Origin of the sequence: Streptomyces sp. NPDC057950 (genome assembly GCF_042887295.1) — a bacterium.
GTDB lineage: Bacteria > Actinomycetota > Actinomycetes > Streptomycetales > Streptomycetaceae > Streptomyces > Streptomyces kaempferi.
In genome coordinates this window covers 176575-192694 of sequence record NZ_JBHVPP010000005.1, presented here as the reverse complement: position 1 = coordinate 192694, position 16120 = coordinate 176575, and the positions used below count along the sequence as shown (strand labels likewise).

At 72.5% G+C, this 16120-nt stretch carries 16 protein-coding genes and 1 tRNA gene; 13 read left to right on the top strand and 4 right to left on the bottom strand.

The annotated features are described in order from the left end of the window. The first annotated feature begins 134 nt into the window (after nt 1-134). Nucleotides 135-947: a bifunctional hydroxymethylpyrimidine kinase/phosphomethylpyrimidine kinase gene (thiD, locus tag ACFVTC_RS11560; RefSeq protein WP_390126384.1), complete on the top strand. Its 813-nt coding sequence runs from the start codon at nt 135-137 to the stop codon at nt 945-947. An 84-nt stretch (nt 948-1031) separates the two neighbouring features. On the opposite strand, the gene ACFVTC_RS11555 is transcribed toward thiD, so the two are convergent. Then, nucleotides 1032-2306 carry an ArgE/DapE family deacylase gene (locus tag ACFVTC_RS11555; protein WP_390126383.1) on the bottom strand — a complete coding sequence of 425 codons (1275 nt, stop codon included), beginning with the start codon at nt 2304-2306 and terminating at the stop codon, nt 1032-1034. Between the two features lie 164 nt (nt 2307-2470). Here ACFVTC_RS11555 and ACFVTC_RS11550 point away from each other — a divergent pair, with 164 nt between their 5' ends. The 5 genes from ACFVTC_RS11550 (at nt 2471) to ACFVTC_RS11530 (ending at nt 5938) form a co-directional block, all read left to right on the top strand. Then, nucleotides 2471-2908 (top strand): Lrp/AsnC family transcriptional regulator, encoded by a 438-nt coding sequence (locus ACFVTC_RS11550; RefSeq protein WP_390126508.1) that lies wholly within the window; start codon nt 2471-2473, stop codon nt 2906-2908. Nucleotides 2909-3151: 243 nt separating this feature from the next. Further along, the gene (locus ACFVTC_RS11545; RefSeq protein WP_390126382.1) at nt 3152-3376 is read left to right on the top strand and encodes a hypothetical protein; all 225 of its coding nucleotides are present in this window, start codon (nt 3152-3154) and stop codon (nt 3374-3376) included. Nucleotides 3377-3671: 295 nt separating this feature from the next. Continuing rightward, on the top strand, nt 3672-5063 hold the full coding sequence (locus ACFVTC_RS11540) for a hypothetical protein (RefSeq protein WP_390126507.1): 1392 nt from the start codon (nt 3672-3674) through the stop codon (nt 5061-5063). Nucleotides 5064-5243: 180 nt separating this feature from the next. Next, nucleotides 5244-5317 (top strand) — tRNA-Pro (locus ACFVTC_RS11535). A 165-nt stretch (nt 5318-5482) separates the two neighbouring features. Continuing rightward, nucleotides 5483-5938: an RpiB/LacA/LacB family sugar-phosphate isomerase gene (locus ACFVTC_RS11530; protein WP_390126381.1), complete on the top strand. Its 456-nt coding sequence runs from the start codon at nt 5483-5485 to the stop codon at nt 5936-5938. A 406-nt stretch (nt 5939-6344) separates the two neighbouring features. Here the strand turns inward: ACFVTC_RS11530 and ACFVTC_RS11525 are convergent, their stop codons facing one another. Continuing rightward, entirely contained in the window at nt 6345-8021 is a 1677-nt protein-coding gene (locus tag ACFVTC_RS11525) for an FAD-dependent oxidoreductase (RefSeq protein ID WP_390126380.1), read from the bottom strand. A 234-nt stretch (nt 8022-8255) separates the two neighbouring features. Between ACFVTC_RS11525 and ACFVTC_RS11520 the strand changes: the two genes are divergently transcribed. The 7 genes from ACFVTC_RS11520 to ACFVTC_RS11490 all read left to right on the top strand — a co-directional run bounded on the left by ACFVTC_RS11520 (nt 8256) and on the right by ACFVTC_RS11490 (nt 13579). Next, a complete protein-coding gene (locus tag ACFVTC_RS11520; RefSeq protein WP_390126379.1) occupies nt 8256-9392 on the top strand; it encodes a SchA/CurD-like domain-containing protein in 1137 nt (378 codons plus the stop codon). Between the two features lie 70 nt (nt 9393-9462). Continuing rightward, entirely contained in the window at nt 9463-9945 is a 483-nt protein-coding gene (locus ACFVTC_RS11515; protein ID WP_390126378.1) for a cupin domain-containing protein, read from the top strand. Beyond that, complete coding sequence (locus tag ACFVTC_RS11510) at nt 9942-11210, top strand: beta-ketoacyl-[acyl-carrier-protein] synthase family protein (protein WP_390126377.1); 1269 nt, start codon at nt 9942-9944, stop codon at nt 11208-11210. The genes ACFVTC_RS11515 and ACFVTC_RS11510 overlap by 4 nt, the downstream gene beginning before the upstream one ends. Further along, nucleotides 11207-12463, top strand: a complete 1257-nt coding sequence (locus ACFVTC_RS11505; protein ID WP_390126376.1) for a ketosynthase chain-length factor — start codon at nt 11207-11209, stop codon at nt 12461-12463. Before ACFVTC_RS11510 ends, ACFVTC_RS11505 begins: the two co-directional genes overlap by 4 nt. A 24-nt stretch (nt 12464-12487) precedes the next feature. Then, nucleotides 12488-12745: a phosphopantetheine-binding protein gene (locus tag ACFVTC_RS11500; RefSeq protein ID WP_153287538.1), complete on the top strand. Its 258-nt coding sequence runs from the start codon at nt 12488-12490 to the stop codon at nt 12743-12745. A 1-nt stretch (nt 12746) separates the two neighbouring features. Beyond that, a complete protein-coding gene (locus tag ACFVTC_RS11495) occupies nt 12747-13226 on the top strand; it encodes an SRPBCC family protein (RefSeq protein ID WP_390126375.1) in 480 nt (159 codons plus the stop codon). A 23-nt stretch (nt 13227-13249) separates the two neighbouring features. Further along, nucleotides 13250-13579: a TcmI family type II polyketide cyclase gene (locus ACFVTC_RS11490; protein WP_390126374.1), complete on the top strand. Its 330-nt coding sequence runs from the start codon at nt 13250-13252 to the stop codon at nt 13577-13579. Nucleotides 13580-13685: 106 nt separating this feature from the next. On the opposite strand, the gene ACFVTC_RS11485 is transcribed toward ACFVTC_RS11490, so the two are convergent. Both ACFVTC_RS11485 and ACFVTC_RS11480 read right to left on the bottom strand, forming a co-directional pair. Continuing rightward, nucleotides 13686-14714, bottom strand: a complete 1029-nt coding sequence (locus ACFVTC_RS11485) for a methyltransferase (RefSeq protein ID WP_390126506.1) — start codon at nt 14712-14714, stop codon at nt 13686-13688. Between the two features lie 88 nt (nt 14715-14802). Continuing rightward, complete coding sequence (locus tag ACFVTC_RS11480) at nt 14803-15867, bottom strand: nitrous oxide reductase family maturation protein NosD (RefSeq protein ID WP_390126373.1); 1065 nt, start codon at nt 15865-15867, stop codon at nt 14803-14805. Nucleotides 15868-16120: the final 253 nt, after the last annotated feature.

Here is a 16120-nt window from a genome sequence, read left to right as displayed (position 1 = left end):
GCCGCCGCCGGTCACGGGCCGCGTCGTCCCGCACCTCGCACTCGTCACCCGCCACGCCTCACCCGTCTCGCCTCACCCGCCACGCCTCACCGCCACGCCTCACCGTCTCGCCTCTCGTACGGAGCGAACCCGCCATGTCCTCGAACACCCCCGCCGCCCCGCCCCGCGTCCTGACCGTCGCCGGATCGGACTCGGGCGGCGGCGCCGGCATCCAGGCCGACCTCAAGACCATGCTGGCGCTCGGGGCGCACGGGATGAGCGTGCTGACCGCGGTCACCGCGCAGAACTCCCTCGGTGTGCAGGGAGTCTGGGAGCTTCCGGCCGAGGCGGTGCGCGCGCAGTACCGCAGCGTCGTGGACGACATCGGGGTGCAGGCGGTGAAGACCGGCATGCTCGGCTCCGCACTGCTCGTCGAGACCGTCGCCGAGCTGCTGTCGGACGTCGCCGCGCCCGTGGTGGTGGATCCGGTGAGTGTCTCCAAGCACGGTGACCGGCTGCTGGCCGACGACGCGCTGGACGCCGTACGGGCCGCGCTGCTGCCGCTCGCGACGGTGGCGACGCCGAATCTCGACGAGACCGCCGAGCTCACGGGGATCGAGGTGACGGGGGAGCGGGACATGTGCCTGGCCGCGGAACGGCTGTTGTCCCACGGTCCCCGCTGGGTCCTGGTGAAGGGCGGCCATCTGCCCGGCGAGGCCGCCGACCTGCTGACCGACGGGGCCGAACGGCTCTGGTTGCGGGCCCCGCGCCACGACAACCGGCACACCCACGGCACCGGCTGCACCCTGGCCTCGGCCATCGCGGTGGAACTGGCGCGCAGGCGGACGGTGCCGGAGGCGGTGGGACGGGCCAAGGAGTACGTCACGGGCGCGATCGCGGCGGGCTTCCCGCTCGGTTCCGGGCTCGGACCGGTCGACCACGGCTGGCGGACGCGCGCGGGGCGCTGAACGTCCGGGGGCCCGTGGACCCACCGGGCCCGTCGTCCTCCAGGCGCCGGTCCCACCGGGTTCCCACGGTACGCAGCGTGGCCCTTACCGGGTTCCCACGGTGCGCAGTGTCGCCAGGACCAGCGCCTGGGCGACGGCGACCGTCTCAGCGAGGGACACGTGCTCGTCGGGGCCGTGGGCCAGGCGTACGTCCCCGGGACCGTACTGGAGTGTCGCTATGCCCGCCCCGGCGTAGAGCCGCAGGTCGCTCCCGTAGGGGGCACCGCGTTCCCGGGCCGGGGGCGCGCCCGTGACGTCGGCGTGCGCGGTGCCGACCGTCTCGCGCAGGGGATGGCCGGCCGGGAGCCGCCCGCTGGCGAACTGGCCGCCGGGCCAGGAGACGACCGCGGGATGCCCGCGCAGCCACGGATCGGCCGCGCACGCCTCCGCCACACAGCGTTCGAACGCGGCGCGTGCCGCGGCCGGGTCCTCGCCGAGTTGCAGCCCGAGCCGGCCGTCGGCGACGAGCAGCCCCGGCACGCTGCTGGCCCAGTCCCCGGCCTGGAGCATTCCGACGGAGACGCTGTACGGGAAGGGGTACTCGGCCATCAGCGGATCGGGTGTCTCGCTGCGGGCGGCCTCCAGCCGGGCCAGGGCGGCGGCGATGGGGGCGTAGGCGTCGATGGCGCTCACCCCGGCGTCACGGGTGCTCGCGTGGGTGGACCGGCCGGGCACGGTGATCCGGAAGGTCAGGGCACCGGCGTTCGCGGTGACCAGTGTGCCGCCGGTCGGCTCGCTGATGACGCAGGCGTCGCCGGTGTGGCCACGGCGCAGGGTCCCGAAGGCCCCGATCCCGCCGTCCTCCTCGCCGACCACGAAGTGGCCCGCCACGCTGCCGCGCAGCCGTACCCCGGAGGCCCGGATGGCGGCGAGCGCGGCGACGTTGGCGACGACCCCGGCCTTCATGTCACAGGCGCCCCGGCCGTGCACGACGTCTCCGCGGACGCTCGGGACGAAGGGGGCGCCCGCCCACTGCGCGAGGTCACCGGGCGGCACCACGTCGACATGACCTTGGAGGATCATGGTCGGACCGTCCTCGGCGCCGGGCAGCGTGGCGACGAGCCCCCATGCCTCGTCGCGTGGCACCTCCATGCCGGGGAAGCCGGGCTCGGCGCGCAGAGCGGGCAGGTCCATCGACCACAGGTCGATGTCCAGGCCGGACCGGCCGAGGTCCCGCGCCAGACGGTGCTGCAGCTCGGACTCGGCCGCGCTTCCGGTCACGCTGGGCACGGCCAGGGTGTCGAGCAGCATGGTGGCGACGGCCGTTTCGTCGACCGCCTCCACGGCGGCGGACTCCTCGGCACTGAGCACTGCGCGCATGCCACACGCTCCTTTCGCGGGTGGACGACGAGGGGGCGTGAGGATGCTACGAACAGTTCCGGTACGCAAACAATCGCCGTTTGTTTCCGTCCAGGATCGATTTCTTGTGAAGAATGAGCCTGCATGGTGATTTCTTGCGCGGAGAGAGGGTGAGCGACTTGGCCATGGACGCCATCGACGAGGACATCGTGCGGTGCGTGCTGAGTGACGCGCGCAGCACGTACGCGGAGATCGGCCGCGCCGCGGGGCTCTCGGCACCGGCGGCGAAGCGGCGCCTGGACCGGCTCGTGGCCGACGGCACGATCCGCGGCTTCACGGCCCTCGTCGACACCCAGGCGCTGGGCTGGCGGACCGAGGCCTTCGTCGAGGTGTACTGCGGGGGCAATCCGGCCCCCGCCGAACTGCGGCGGGCCCTGGAGGCCGTTCCGGAGGTGGTCGAGGCCTACACGGTCTCCGGGGCCGCGGACGCGATGGTGCACCTGATGGCCCTGGACATTCCGCATCTGGAGCGGGCCATCCAGCGGGTGCGCGAGGCCCGGGTCATCGAGCGGACCGAGAGCGTGATCGTGCTGTCCGGGCTGATCAACCGGCCGCGGGTCTGACCAACGGGGCCCGCCCGGCGACCGGCGACCGGCGACCGGCGGTCGACGAGAGCCGCATGAGCCGCATGAGCCGCACGGGGCGTGGCTGCAGTCGCGGTCGCGGTCGCGCAGAAAATCGAACACGTGATTGAATTCGGCCATGGCGTACCCACACTTCCCCGGCGGCCCCATGGTGGCGCGCGGTGCACGAGCGAGACAGTCGGCCAGGATGCAGGCCGGGACCGGAGAGGCGAGGCTGGATTCATGTCCGAACCCCTGCCTGTGATCGTGTCCCCGCCGGCGCCGACGGGTGGCCGCCGGGTCCGTGTGCACGGAGAGAGCCTCGGGTTGGCCTACAACCTGGCCGACCTGTCCGAGTTCCTGCGGCGTGCGGGGCTCGATGTCGACCCGCTGACCATCGCGGTGTCCCCGCTCATCGACTGGCGGGGGATCGGCCCGGAGTACTGGGGGCCCGAGACCGGGACGTGAGGGCGCCCGGGGTCGTCGCGTCCCCTCCTGTGGACGGGGTGTGACGGGTGCGTCCGTGCGGGTCGCGTATGTGACGCCACGTCAATTGGGTCGGCGTCGAGGTGAGTTGGGGGGGCCGCGACCGCCTTGAGGGGGTGGCGTGGCGCACGTCACCCTTGGAGGGTGCGGAAAGGTGAAGCGGGTCTTCCCGCCTTCATGGCATGCTCACATCTAGTTACTCGCCAGTAATTCCCTGTCGCCCCCACCCCCCTCAGGACTGATCTTGCGTATTCGCAAGCGGCCCTTGCGTGCCGTCATGCCCGCGCTCGCCGCATCCGCCCTCTTCCTCGCCGCCGGCTGCTCCGCGGACCCCGGCCCGCGCTCCTCCGCCGCCCCCGGACATGCCCCGGACGCCACATCCTCCGCCGCCGCGCCCGCGGACGACGGCCGGCCGCTCGCCGTCGCCGCCGCGCCCGCGGCCACCTCGACCGCCGTCGCGCGGGCGGGTACGGCCGGCGGCAGGGCCCACAAGTCCGCGCTGACGGTGACGTCGTACGACAGCCGCACCCGGCGCGCCGTCATATCCCCCGCGCACAAGGGGGATCCGTCCGCGTCGCCGGCCCCCGGAGGGACGCCGTCGCCGAGCCGTACCGCCGTCGGCGACGTCATCGCCAGCGCCCCCGCGCCCGGCGCCCCTGACGGACTGCTCGCCAAGGTCACCGAGGTGATCGACGAGACGTCCGACGGCACCGAGGTGCAGACCGCGCCGACGACCCTGGACGCGTTGCTGGGCGACGGCGAGGCGAAGGGCACCGTTCCCGTCGATCCCGCCTCCTTCGACGTCGAGCGGCTGCTGCCCGACGTCAAGGTCTCCTGGGCGCGGGCCGGAGACGTGCACGCGGGCCCCGAGGGCGCGAAGGTCCCGCTCGGCAGCCTGCGGGTCGACGTCGCCACCCGGGTCGCCACGGCCGAGGGGGCGTCGGCCTCCGCGGCGGCGACCGTGTCCGGTTTCGTCCAGGTCAAGCCGGAGGTCGACTTCTCGTACGGCGGCGGGGGAGCCGCGGCCGGCCCCGCAACCGCCCATCTCGGTGTCTCCGGCGACTGGACCTCGCGGTGGGCGCTCAAGGGACGCGCCGCCGCTTCCGCCCAGCCCGTCCGGCTGCCGTTCGCGAAGCTGCACGCCGACCCCGTCCTCCAGGTCGGCCCGATCCCCGTCGTCGTGAACCTCGACCTGACCTGCTACTTCCAGATCAGCGGCGACGGCAGGGTCACCGTCGACATCGAGCAGGACCTCGAGGGCGACTTCGACGCGGGCGGCACGTACGACTCGGCCAGGGGCTGGACCCCGGTCAGCGAGTCGCACATGGCGAGCGCCCCGGTGCACGCCCTGGTCACGACCGCCGGAGGGGTGAAGGCCGCCCTCGGCGCGCAGGCCACCGTCGGCCTGTACGGAGCCGTGGGCGTCACCGCCGACCTGGCCCCGTATCTGCGCGGTGAGGCCGCGGGCACCGTCGACGTCACCGCCCCGGCCGGCTCCGGCACGAAGGCCGACACCGCGGCGACGGGTACCTGGGGCGTCTACGGCGGTCTCGATCTGAGCGGGACCCTGCGGATCCAGCTGTCCGTCTTCGGCACCCCGGTCCTCCAGCGGGGGATTCCGCTGGGCACGCTGCACCGGGAGTGGAGGCTCGCCGGCGGCACGGTGTAGCCGCGGCCCGCGTGGTCCGTCCGCGTGCCTCGCCGGCCCGCCGCGCGCCGGCCCGCCGCGCGCGGACCCGGCCGGCCCTGACGCACCGCCCGGCCGACCGTCGCGTGTGCGGGCCAGCCCCCGCGCGTGCGGTAGGGTTTACCTGCACGATCACGCGGGATCACCGCGGGTGAACCGCATCGGGACGTGGCGCAGCTTGGTAGCGCACTTGACTGGGGGTCAAGGGGTCGCAGGTTCAAATCCTGTCGTCCCGACGGTACGAAGGGTCTTCACGGGCGACAGCCTGTGAGGGCCCTTCTTCGTGTACGCCGGCTCCTCACTTCGTGCAGGCCGACTTCTCTTCTGGTGCGCGGGCCCTTCCCAGGCTGCCGGACCCGGCGGCCTGCCAAACGTCCGCGGCGCTGGGTAGGCTGCCGGGCATGCGGATCTCCGTCTCCTCGGACATGGACGAACCCGTGGCCCGTTCCCTCGTCGCGGAGCTGCGCGGCCGGGGCCACGAGGTCACGACGCACGGGGCGCTGCACCCCGGCCTGGACCCGCGGTGGGCGGTCTGCTCGGAGGCGGCGGCCCGCGAAGTGGCCGCGGGGACCGCGGAGCAGGCGGTCGTGTGCTGCTGGACCGGCACGGGCGCGTCGATCGCGGCGAACAAGGTGGCGGGCGTCAGGGCGGCCCTGTGCACGGACGCGTACACGGCGGACGGCGCACGCCGCTGGAACGACGCCAACGTGCTGGCGCTGAGCCTGCGGCTGACGTCCGAACCGCTGCTCAAGGAGATCCTCGACGCCTGGTTCGCCGCCGACGCGGGCGAGGACGCCGACGACCGGGAGAACGTGGCGCACATCGGACGGCTCGACCTCGGCAGACCGGGTCCCTGACCATCCGGGCGTGGCCCCCGGAGATGCGCGATGAGATACGCGAGGGCGGGGCGGGCCGCGGACACCGGCCGTAGCGCCCCTACGCGCATCCCGGCGGCTCCCCGCGGCCGCGCGCATCCCGGCGCCCCGAGGCCGCTGGTCCGGGCGCCCGCCTCCGCTGGTCCGGGCGCCCGCCTCCGCTGGTCCGGGCGCCCGCCTCCGTCGGTGCCGGCTCCCCGCCTCCGTCGGTGCCGGCTCCCCGCCTCCGTCCGTCCCGGCGTAGCGCCTCCGTCCGTCCCGGCCAAGCGCCCGGGTCCGTCCCGGCGTAGCGCCCGGGTCCGTCCCGGCGTAGCGCCCGCGTCCGTTCCTGCGAGGCGCCCGCGTCCGTTCCGACGGAGCATCCGCGTCCGGCGGCGTGGAGGACTGGTCAGCGCCGGTCCAGCAGCGCCACGAGCGCCTCCCGCAGGGTCGCGGCGGGATCGGCCGACGAGCCCTCGGACCGCCAGGCGACGAACCCGTCGGGGCGGACCAGCACCGCGCCCTCCGCGGTGACACCGTGCGCCAGGGCCCAGTCGCTGCCGCCCTCGGGGGACAGCTCCGCGCCGGGTCCGCCGCCGATCCGGTACGAGTCCAGCGGCACCGACAGCCGCGCCGCGACGTCCTCCGCCGCGGCGTGCCACCCGGCGGTGCCGTCCGCCGAGCTCAGGAGCACCATGGACCGCTCGTACAGGTCGAGGGTGGAGATCCGGTCGCCGGAACGCTCCAGCCACAGGTGAGGTGCCCGGCTGCCCGGATCGCCCGTCAACCGCATGCCGTCCGGCACGATCGGCAGCGTCGGATCGGCGCCCAGGACCGCACCGCGCGGATAGCGGTAGGCCAGCGCCACGTTGAGGATGCCGCCGCCCTTGCCATTGGGGCCGCCGGGACCCCCGGGGCCGCCGGTTCGGGGCGCGGGCGTGTACCCGGGGTGGCTGTGTTCGACCGAACGCGACGAGGCGCGCGCGCTCGTCGCCTCCGCGACCGGACGGCGCTCCGCGTCGTACGAGTCCAGCAGCCCGGGGCCGGCCCAGCCGCCCAGGACCGCGGCCAGCTTCCAGGCGAGGTTGTGCGCGTCCTGGATGCCGGTGTTGGAACCGAACGCCCCGGTGGGGGACATCTCGTGGGCCGAGTCACCGGCGAGGAGCACCCGGCCGTCCACGTACCGCTCGGCGACCCGCTCGGCCGCGTGCCAGGCGGCCCGGCCGGTGATCTCCACATCGAGGTCCCGTACGCCCGTGGCCCGCCGGATGTGCCGCGCGCACCGCTCGTCGGTGAACTCCTCCAGCGTCTCCCCGTGTTCGGGGTGCCAGGGAGCGTGGAACACCCAGTGCTCCTTGTTGTCGACCGGCAGCAGCGCCCCGTCGGCGTCCGGGTCGGTCAGATAGCAGACGATGAAGCGCCGGTCGCCGACGGCCTCCGCGAGGCGCCGGGAGGTGAAGGTGACGCTCACGTTGTGGAACAGGTCGCCCGGACCGTTCTGCCCGATGCCGAGCCGCTCGCGGACGGGGCTTCGCGGGCCGTCCGCGGCGACGAGATAGTCCGCCCTGACCGTGCTGTGCTCGCCCGTCACACGGCTCTTGAGCCGCGCGGTCACCCCTTCGGCGTCCTGCTCGAACGACATCAGCTCCGTGGAGTACCGCAACTCCCCGCCCAGCTCCCGAGCGCACTCCAGCAGCACCGGCTCCAGGTCGTTCTGGCTGCACAGACACCACCTGCTGGGGCTGAAACGCGCCAGGCCGCCACCCGGGTCGATGGTCTTGAACAGCCATTCCCCCGCGTCGCCCACCAGCGTCGGAGCCTGCAGGATGCCATGGTTCTCCGCGAGGACGGACGCGGCCCGCTCGATGCGCCGCTGCACCCCGGCCACCCGGAACAGCTCCATCGTGCGGACGTTGTTGCCGCGTCCGCGCGGGTGGATCGACGTGCCCGGGTGACGCTCGACGAGCAGGTGCGGAACGCCGAGGCGCCCCAGGAACAGCGAAGTGGACAGGCCCACCAGGGAGCCGCCGACGACGAGGACCGGCGTGTGGTGGCCGGCCTCGCCGGCCTCTTTCCATCGGTTCATTGATTGCCTCCCGTGTCACCCGCGACGTGAGTCAGGAATGGGATGCAGGTTCCATGCCCTTTGAGGACCTGGCCGCGAGCCCGGGGCACCCGGATGACACGCAGTTCACTCGTCCGCACCGTGGGGCTCGCGCGTATCGGACGTCCCGTCAACGATCGGCTCATGGCGACCCCGGCCTTTCGGCCACGGCGGTCGTTCCTGACCTTCCGTGAAGAACGAAGAAAGGTGTGCCGGATGACCAGCTCGGGACGTATCTCGCAGTCGGCGTTCGACGGCTCCAAGCTGCGGGTGATCCTGCTGCTCGATCTGTACGACGGAGCCCAGCAGAAGTTCCTCGACGCCTACGAACTCATGTGCAACCAGGTCGCGTCCGTTCCCGGTCACATCAGCGACCAGCTCTGCCAGTCCATCGAGAACCCCTCGCAGTGGCTCATCACCAGTGAGTGGGAGAGCGCCCCGCCCTTCCTCGCCTGGGTGAACAGCGAGGAGCACGTCGAGACGGTCAAGCCGATGCACAGCTGCGTCAAGGACACCCGGTCGATGCGGTACAGCATCCTGCGCGAGACCCACCCCAACCAGCAGCAGGCGGCGGCTAAGGCCGGCAGGACGGCCAAGGCCGACAAGCGGGTGCAGGCCCGGGTGGGCGACGGGGTGGCCCGCCACGCCCTCACCTTCACCGTCAAGCCCGGCTCCGAGTCCAAGGTCGCGGAGATCCTCGCCGGGTACCAGGCGCCCCAGGCGCGGGTCGACGACACCACGCGCCTGCGCCGCACCTCGCTCTTCATGCACGGCAACCGCGTCGTGCGCGCGGTGGAAGTGGAGGGCGACCTCCTGGTGGCCCTGCGTCATGTCGCGCGCCAGCCCGAGGTACGGGCGGTCGAGGAGGCCATCAACCCGTACCTGGAGCAGGACCGCGACCTGGGCAACGAGGACTCGGCGCGGGTCTTCTTCACCCGCGCGGCCCTGCCGGCCGTGCACCACGTGGTGGCGGACCGGCCGGAACCCGCGAACCTTCGCCGGCACGCGCTGTACTACCCGGCCAAGCGCGGCCAGGGGATGGAGCTCGCCCGGCTGCTCGCCCATCAGGACGAGTCCGCGGCGGCCGACCCCAACGGGTCGGTCTACGGGAGCACCGTCTTCCAGCGCGACGACGTCGTGGTGCGCCTCGTCGACATCACGGGCGAACTCGACGCCGACCCCGTCGCCTCGCTCGGCGTCCAGGGCGCCGGCAAGGCCGCGGAGCTCGAGCGGCTCCTCGACGGTCCCGCGATCGGCGTCGAGGGCTCCCTGGAGACGGAGCGCAACGTCAACCGGCTCCTGTCGCACGCCGACATGATGCCCGTCACCGACCGCACCGCGGCGGACTCCTGACGGACGGCCGCGGTCCCCAGGCCCGCGGCCGCCCCACCGCACGCCACTTCCACAGTCGGAGGTATCAAGAATGATCCAGAAGCATCCACGCATCGTGGACCTGAGCGAGACGGAACCCAACCGCAGGCGCGGAGGCGACATCCGGGCCATGCTCACCCCCGCCACGGCGGGTTCCACCAGCGGGTTCATGGGCCTGGCCATCATCCAGCCCGGCGAGCGCATCGGCGAGCACTACCACCCGTACTCCGAGGAGTTCGTGTACGTCGTCACCGGCGCGCTCGAGGTGGACCTGGACGGCGAGGCGCACGCGCTCCGGCCGGACCAGGGGCTCCTGATCCCGATCAACATGCGCCACCGCTTCCGCAACGTCGGTGACACCGAGGCCCGCATGGTCTTCCACCTGGGCCCGCTCGCGCCCCGTCCGAGCCTCGGGCACGTCGACACGGAGGTGATCGACGGCCACGGGCCCGCCCCCGAGTTCGTCGCCGCCGGGACGGACCTGTCCGCGCCTGACCACGGACGGCCGTCCGAGCGAAGTGGGGCCATAAAGTGACCCGGCGGGTGGCCGTCACCGGTATCGGTGTGGTCGCTCCGGGCGGCACCGGAGCGACGGCGTTCTGGGACCTCCTCGCCAACGGCCGTACCGCGACCCGCGGCATCACGCTGTTCGATCCGGCGGGCCTGCGCTCGCGCATAGCCGCCGAATGCGACTTCGACCCCCTCGCACACGGTCTGGACCCGGAGCTGAGCCGGCACATGGACCGGTACATCCAGTTCGCGGCGGTCGCGGCGGACGAGGCCGTACGCGACTCGGGACTCGACACCGGCAGGGAGGACCCCTGGCGGGTCGGTGTCTCGCTCGGCAGCGCCGTCGGCGGTACCACCCGCCTGGAACACGACTACGTCAAGGTCAGTGCGGGCGGGCAGCGGTGGGACGTGGACCACCGCGCGGCCGACCCGCAACTGCACCTGGCGTTCTCACCCAGCACGCTCGCCTCGGTGGTCGCCGAGCAGTTCGGCGCGCAGGGTCCGGTACAGACCGTCTCCACGGGCTGCACCTCCGGACTCGACGCGGTCGGCTATGCCTTCCACACGATCGAGGAGGGCAGGGCCGACGTCTGCATCGCCGGGGCCTCCGACTCTCCCATATCCCCGATCACCATGGCCTGCTTCGACGCGATCAAGGCGACGTCGCCCGACAACGACGACCCGGAACACGCCTCCCGGCCCTTCGACGCCAACCGCAACGGCTTCGTCATGGGCGAGGGTGCGGCGGTGCTCGTCCTCGAGGAGTACGAGCACGCCCGTGCCCGCGGGGCGCACATCTACTGCGAGATCGGCGGCTACGCCACCTACGGCAACGCCTACCACATGACCGGTCTGACCAGTGAGGGCCGCGAGATGGCCCGGGCGATCGACACCACGCTCGACCAGGCGCGACTCGATCCGACACTGATCGACTACGTCAACGCGCACGGCTCGGGCACCCGGCAGAACGACCGACACGAGACCGCCGCGGTCAAGCGGTCGCTGGGCGCGCACGCGTACAAGACCCCCATGAGCTCCATCAAATCCATGGTGGGGCACTCGCTGGGCGCGATCGGCGCGATCGAGGTCGTCGCCTGCGTCCTCGCCCTGAAGCACCAGGTCGTGCCGCCCACCGCGAACTACGAAACCCCCGACCCCGAGTGCGACCTGGACTACGTTCCGCGCACCGCACGCCCCCGGAAGCTGCGCAACGTGCTCTCCGTGGGCAGCGGATTCGGCGGTTTCCAGTCCGCGGTGCTCCTGACCGGGCCGGGTGGGAGGAACCCATGACCAGTCAGCGCACTCAGCGCCCCCGGCGCGCGGCCATCACCGGAATCGGTGTGATCGCGCCCAACGGATTGCGGGCCGACGCCTACTGGAAGTCCATCAGTGAGGGGCTCGGCGTCCTGGACCGGATCACCCGCGAGGGATGCGAGCACCTGCCGCTCCGCGTCGCGGGCGAGGTCCGTTCCTTCGACGCCGCGTCCCTCATCGAGGAGCGCTTCCTCGTCCAGACCGACCGGTTCAGTCACTTCGCCATGGCCGCGACCGTCCTCGCCCTGGACGACGCCGGCCTCGGCCACGGGGACCCCGCGGAGCCGTACAACATCGGCGTGGTCACTGCGGCCGGCTCCGGAGGCGGGGAGTTCGGGCAGCGGGAACTCCAGAAGCTGTGGGGCCAGGGATCCCGGTACGTCGGCCCGTACCAGTCCATCGCCTGGTTCTACGCCGCCAGCACCGGCCAGATCTCCATCCGGGGCGGCTTCAAGGGGCCGTGCGGAGTGGTCGCCAGCGACGAGGCCGGCGGCCTGGACTCCATCGCGCACGCCGCCCGCGGCGTACGGCGCGGCACCGGTGCGGTCCTGGCCGGGTCCGCCGAGGCTCCGCTCGCCCCGTACTCGATGGTCTGTCAGCTCGGCTACCCCGAGATCAGCACCGTCGAGGACCCCGATCGCGCCTACCGGCCCTTCACCGAGGGGGCCTGCGGGTTCGTGCCCGCGGAGGGCGGCGCGATGCTCGTCGTGGAGGAGGAGGCCCGCGCCCGTGACCGTGGTGCCGCGATCCGGGCCACCGTGGCCGGGCACGGCGCCACCTTCACGGGGGCCTCCCGCTGGGAGCGGTCCCGGGAGGGACTCGCCCAGGCCATCCGGGTCGCCCTCGACGAGGCGGGCTGCGCCCCGCAGGAGGTCGACGTCGTGTTCGCCGACGCCCTGGGCGTACCCGAGGCGGACCGCGCCGAAGCCCTGGCCATCGCCGACGCCCTGGGGGCGCACGGCACCCGGGTGCCCGTCACGGCGCCCAAGACCGGGATCGGGCGGGCCTACTGCGGGGCACCCGTGCTGGACACCGCGGCCGCGGTGCTCGCCATGGAGAACGGGCTGGTGCCCCCCACCCCCAACGTGTTCGACATCTGCCACGACCTCGACCTGGTGATGTCCAGCGCTCGCCCCGCCGAGCTGAACACGGCCCTGATCCTCAGCAGGGGACTCATGGGATCCAATGCCGCGCTGGTCGTGCGCCGCGGCGGCGAATCCGCCCGATAGGACCGGGCGGGAAGGAGAACACAGATGATCATCGAAGTGACCGTCGACGAACTGGCCAAGCTGATGAAGAAGGCCGCCGGAGTCACCGTCGACCCCCAGCAGCTGCACCACGCGTCGGACTCCCCGTTCGGCACCCTCGGCCTCGACTCGCTGGGCCTGCTCGGCATCGTCGGCGAGCTGGAGAACCGGTACAGCAAGCCGCTGCCGCCGGACGCGGAGCGCTGCAAGACGCCCCGCGAGTTCCTCGACCTCGTCAACAGCACTCTCAAGACTGGAGCCTGAAGTGGCAGGACACACCGAGAACAGCATCACCATCGACGCCCCTCTCGACCTGGTCTGGGACATGACCAACGACATCGAGAACTGGCCTCAGCTGTTCAGCGAGTACGCGTCCCTGGAGGTGCTCTCCCGTGACGGCGACACGACGAGCTTCCGCCTGACCATGCACCCGGACGAGAACGGGAAGGTCTGGAGCTGGGTCTCGGAGCGGACCGTGGACCGCGCCGCGCGGACCGTACGGGCCCGCCGCGTCGAGACCGGCCCCTTCGCCCACATGAACATCCGGTGGGAGTACAAGGAGACCCCGGGCGGCACCCACATGCACTGGGTGCAGGACTTCGCGATGAAGCCCGAGGCGCCGGTCGACGACGACTGGATGACGGACAACATCAACCGCAACTCCCGCGTCCAGATGGCCCTGATCAGGGACCGCATCGAGCAGGTCGCCCGCGACCGCCGCAACGCGCCCGCCGTACCGGGCTGATCACCGACCCAGGAAGGACCCCGATGCATCACGCCCTGATCGTCGCCCGGATGGCGCCCGACTCGGCGCCCGCGATCGCCGACGTGTTCGCCGCCTCCGACCGCGGTGAACTGCCGCACCTGATCGGCGTCAACCGGCGCAGCCTCTTCCAGTTCGGTGATGTGTACATGCACCTCATCGAATCCGACAAGGACCCCGCGCCCGCCATCGCGAAGGTGGTCGGACACCCCGAGTTCCGCAGCGTCAGCGAGGAACTGTCCGCGTACGTCAGCGCGTACGACCCGCAGACGTGGCGCAGCCCCAAGGACGCCATGGCGCGCTGCTTCTACCGCTGGGAGCGCGCCGCCTCCTGACCGGGCGCCGCGACACAACCCGAGGCCGCCGGCTCCGCGAACGCGGATCCGGCGGCCTCGGGTTCGCGGGGGCCCGTGCGGGGCCGGCCCGGGACGTCGTGCCGGCTCAGGCCGGGACGGTGCACTCGAACGCGTGGAGATACGCGTTGACCGGACGGACCTCCCCGATGACCAGGCCCGCGGCCGTCAGCCGGTCGACCATGCTCTGCCGGGTGTGCTTCGCGCCGCCGACGTTGAGGAGCAGCAGCAGGTCCATGGAGGTCGTGAACTTCATCGACGGGGTGTCGTCCACGAGGTTCTCGATGACCACGACACGGGCACCGGGCCGCGCCGCCTTGCGGACGTTCGCCAGCGCCCGGCGGGTGCTGTCGTCGTCCCACTCCAGGATGTTCTTGATGATGTACACGTCCGCCTGCACCGGGATGTCCTCGCGGCAGTCGCCGGGCACGATGCGCACCCGGTCGGCCAGCGAACCCCCTTCGCGCAGGCGCGCGTCGGCGTTCGCCACCACGCCCGGCAGGTCCAGCAGGGTGCCGTGCATCCCGGGGTGCTTCTCCAGCAGGCTGGCCACGACCTGCCCCTGACCGCCCCCGATGTCGGCGACCGAGGCCACCCCGCCGAGGTCGAGCAGGGCCGCGACGTCGCGCGCCGACTGCTCGCTGGACGTCGTCATGGCCCGGTTGAAGACGTACGCGGACTCGGGCGCCTCCTCGTTGAGGTACTCGAAGAACTCCCTCTCGTACACGTCCTCGAAGACGTTGCGGCCGGAACGCACCGCCTCGTCGAGCCTGGGCCAGACGTTCCACGTCCAGGGCTCGGTGCACCACAGGGCGATGTACCGCAGGCTGTGCGGGTCGTCCTCGCGCAGCAGCCGGGACATCTCCGTGTGGGCGAAGGAGCCGTCGGGGCGCTCCGCGAAGACGCCCTGGCAGGACAGGGCGCGCAACAGCCGGCGCAGGGTCCCCGGCTGGGTCTTGACCGCCGCCGCCAGGTCCTCGACGCTCATCGGCGTCTCTTCCAGGGCGTCGGCCACGCCCAGGCGGGCGGCGGCGCGTACGGCGGCGGCGCACGCCGCTCCGAAGACGAGCTCCCGCAGCCGCATGGGCGGCGGGGGACTCTGTTCGGCGGTGGTCATCCGGTCCGGAGCCTGCTCGGCAGTCGTCATCTGGTGCCTCGCTTCTTCTGTGGTGCCTTGGGTGGGAGGTGGCGGAGCGATGGGGCGGTCAGCACCTGCCGGCGGGCTGGGAGACCCGGCAGGTGTTGCGGCGGAACACGTTGTCCGTGCCGGCGGGGTCCAGGTCGGCCAGATCGGCCGGGCCGTTGCGCAGCACCACGTTGCCGCGGATCACGTTGCCGCGGTCGGCGGCGCCGACGAAGCTCTTGAACAGCACGATGCCGCCCGACAGGGGGGAGGTGCCCACGTTGTCCACGACCCAGTTCCTCGTCACCAGGGAGTTCTCGGTGCCGGTGAGGACGATGCCCGAGCCCTGCAGAGCGGGCAGCCGGGGGGTCTTGGGGCAGAACCTGTTGTTGGCGTGGAGGTAGTTCCGGCGCACGGTCAGCGCTCCGGCGGGCGGCTTGTTCTCGTCGCCCACGACGAACACCGCGGCGCAGTTGCCGGTCGCCTCGTTGTGGTCGACGGTGAGGTTGCGCAGCCGGCGTACCGTGATGCCGATCCGGTTGTCGACCAGTCGGTTGTCACTGATCACCGCCCCATGGGTGTCCCGGGCGCCCTCCTCGGCGGACACCGTGTTGGCGACGAACAGTCCGGCGTCGCCGTTGCCCCGGGCGGTGTTGTGCCGGAACACCCCGCGGTCGGACCTCTCCTGGGCGATGCCCCACTGGCCGTTGTTTTCGGCGGTCACCCCGCGGACGGTCAGCCGGTCGGTCCCCGACGCCCACAGGCCCTGCTTGGCGAAGCCCCTGACGGTCAGCGCGCGCACGGTGACACCGGTGAGGGGGGCGCGGCCCGTCCCCGTCACGCAGATGCCGTTGCCGGCCTTGGCGCAGACGTCGCCGGCGGTGGCGGGGCCCGGCTCGATGACGGTGCGCCGGGCACCGAAGCCCCGCAACGTCAGGTCCGCCACGGTGATGCGGACGCTCTCGTGATACGTGCCGGGGGAGACGAGGACGGTGTCCCCCGGCCGTGCGGTGTCCACGGCCTTCTGGATGGACTCTCCGGGCCTCACCAGGTGCACGGTGCGGTGGTCGGCCGACGGGGCGGCGCCCATCCCCGTCGCCATGACGGCTGCGGTGCACGCGAGATAGGCCATCTGTCGTTTGGTCATGGGCCGAAGCTATGAGCGGGGGTTCCGGCACGCCACCGCTGATCGCCCAGGTGGACAGCCCTTGTCGCCCCTTGGGTGTGCGTCGGTGTGTCGGTCGGCCGCGCGGGGACTTTGACGGGGTATCAGGACGACGGAGGGCCCTGCCCGGTACACCGTGTACGGCACACGGTGCGAGCACACGGTGCCCGGTGCCCGGTGCCCGGTGCCCGGTGCCCGGTGCCCGGCACACGGTGCCCGGCCCGGGGCCACCGGA

What these genes read in the sequence shown, in the direction of transcription:
- thiD (WP_390126384.1), top strand. Translation starts at nt 135, where the DNA reads ATGTCCTCGAACACCCCCGCCGCCCCGCCCCGCGTCCTGACCGTCGCC.
- ACFVTC_RS11555 (WP_390126383.1), bottom strand. Translation starts at nt 2,306, where the DNA reads ATGCGCGCAGTGCTCAGTGCCGAGGAGTCCGCCGCCGTGGAGGCGGTC.
- ACFVTC_RS11550 (WP_390126508.1), top strand. Translation starts at nt 2,471, where the DNA reads ATGGACGCCATCGACGAGGACATCGTGCGGTGCGTGCTGAGTGACGCG.
- ACFVTC_RS11545 (WP_390126382.1), top strand. Translation starts at nt 3,152, where the DNA reads ATGTCCGAACCCCTGCCTGTGATCGTGTCCCCGCCGGCGCCGACGGGT.
- ACFVTC_RS11540 (WP_390126507.1), top strand. Translation starts at nt 3,672, where the DNA reads ATGCCCGCGCTCGCCGCATCCGCCCTCTTCCTCGCCGCCGGCTGCTCC.
- ACFVTC_RS11530 (WP_390126381.1), top strand. Translation starts at nt 5,483, where the DNA reads ATGCGGATCTCCGTCTCCTCGGACATGGACGAACCCGTGGCCCGTTCC.
- ACFVTC_RS11525 (WP_390126380.1), bottom strand. Translation starts at nt 8,021, where the DNA reads ATGAACCGATGGAAAGAGGCCGGCGAGGCCGGCCACCACACGCCGGTC.
- ACFVTC_RS11520 (WP_390126379.1), top strand. Translation starts at nt 8,256, where the DNA reads ATGACCAGCTCGGGACGTATCTCGCAGTCGGCGTTCGACGGCTCCAAG.
- ACFVTC_RS11515 (WP_390126378.1), top strand. Translation starts at nt 9,463, where the DNA reads ATGATCCAGAAGCATCCACGCATCGTGGACCTGAGCGAGACGGAACCC.
- ACFVTC_RS11505 (WP_390126376.1), top strand. Translation starts at nt 11,207, where the DNA reads ATGACCAGTCAGCGCACTCAGCGCCCCCGGCGCGCGGCCATCACCGGA.
- ACFVTC_RS11500 (WP_153287538.1), top strand. Translation starts at nt 12,488, where the DNA reads ATGATCATCGAAGTGACCGTCGACGAACTGGCCAAGCTGATGAAGAAG.
- ACFVTC_RS11490 (WP_390126374.1), top strand. Translation starts at nt 13,250, where the DNA reads ATGCATCACGCCCTGATCGTCGCCCGGATGGCGCCCGACTCGGCGCCC.
- ACFVTC_RS11485 (WP_390126506.1), bottom strand. Translation starts at nt 14,714, where the DNA reads ATGACCACCGCCGAACAGAGTCCCCCGCCGCCCATGCGGCTGCGGGAG.
- ACFVTC_RS11480 (WP_390126373.1), bottom strand. Translation starts at nt 15,867, where the DNA reads ATGACCAAACGACAGATGGCCTATCTCGCGTGCACCGCAGCCGTCATG.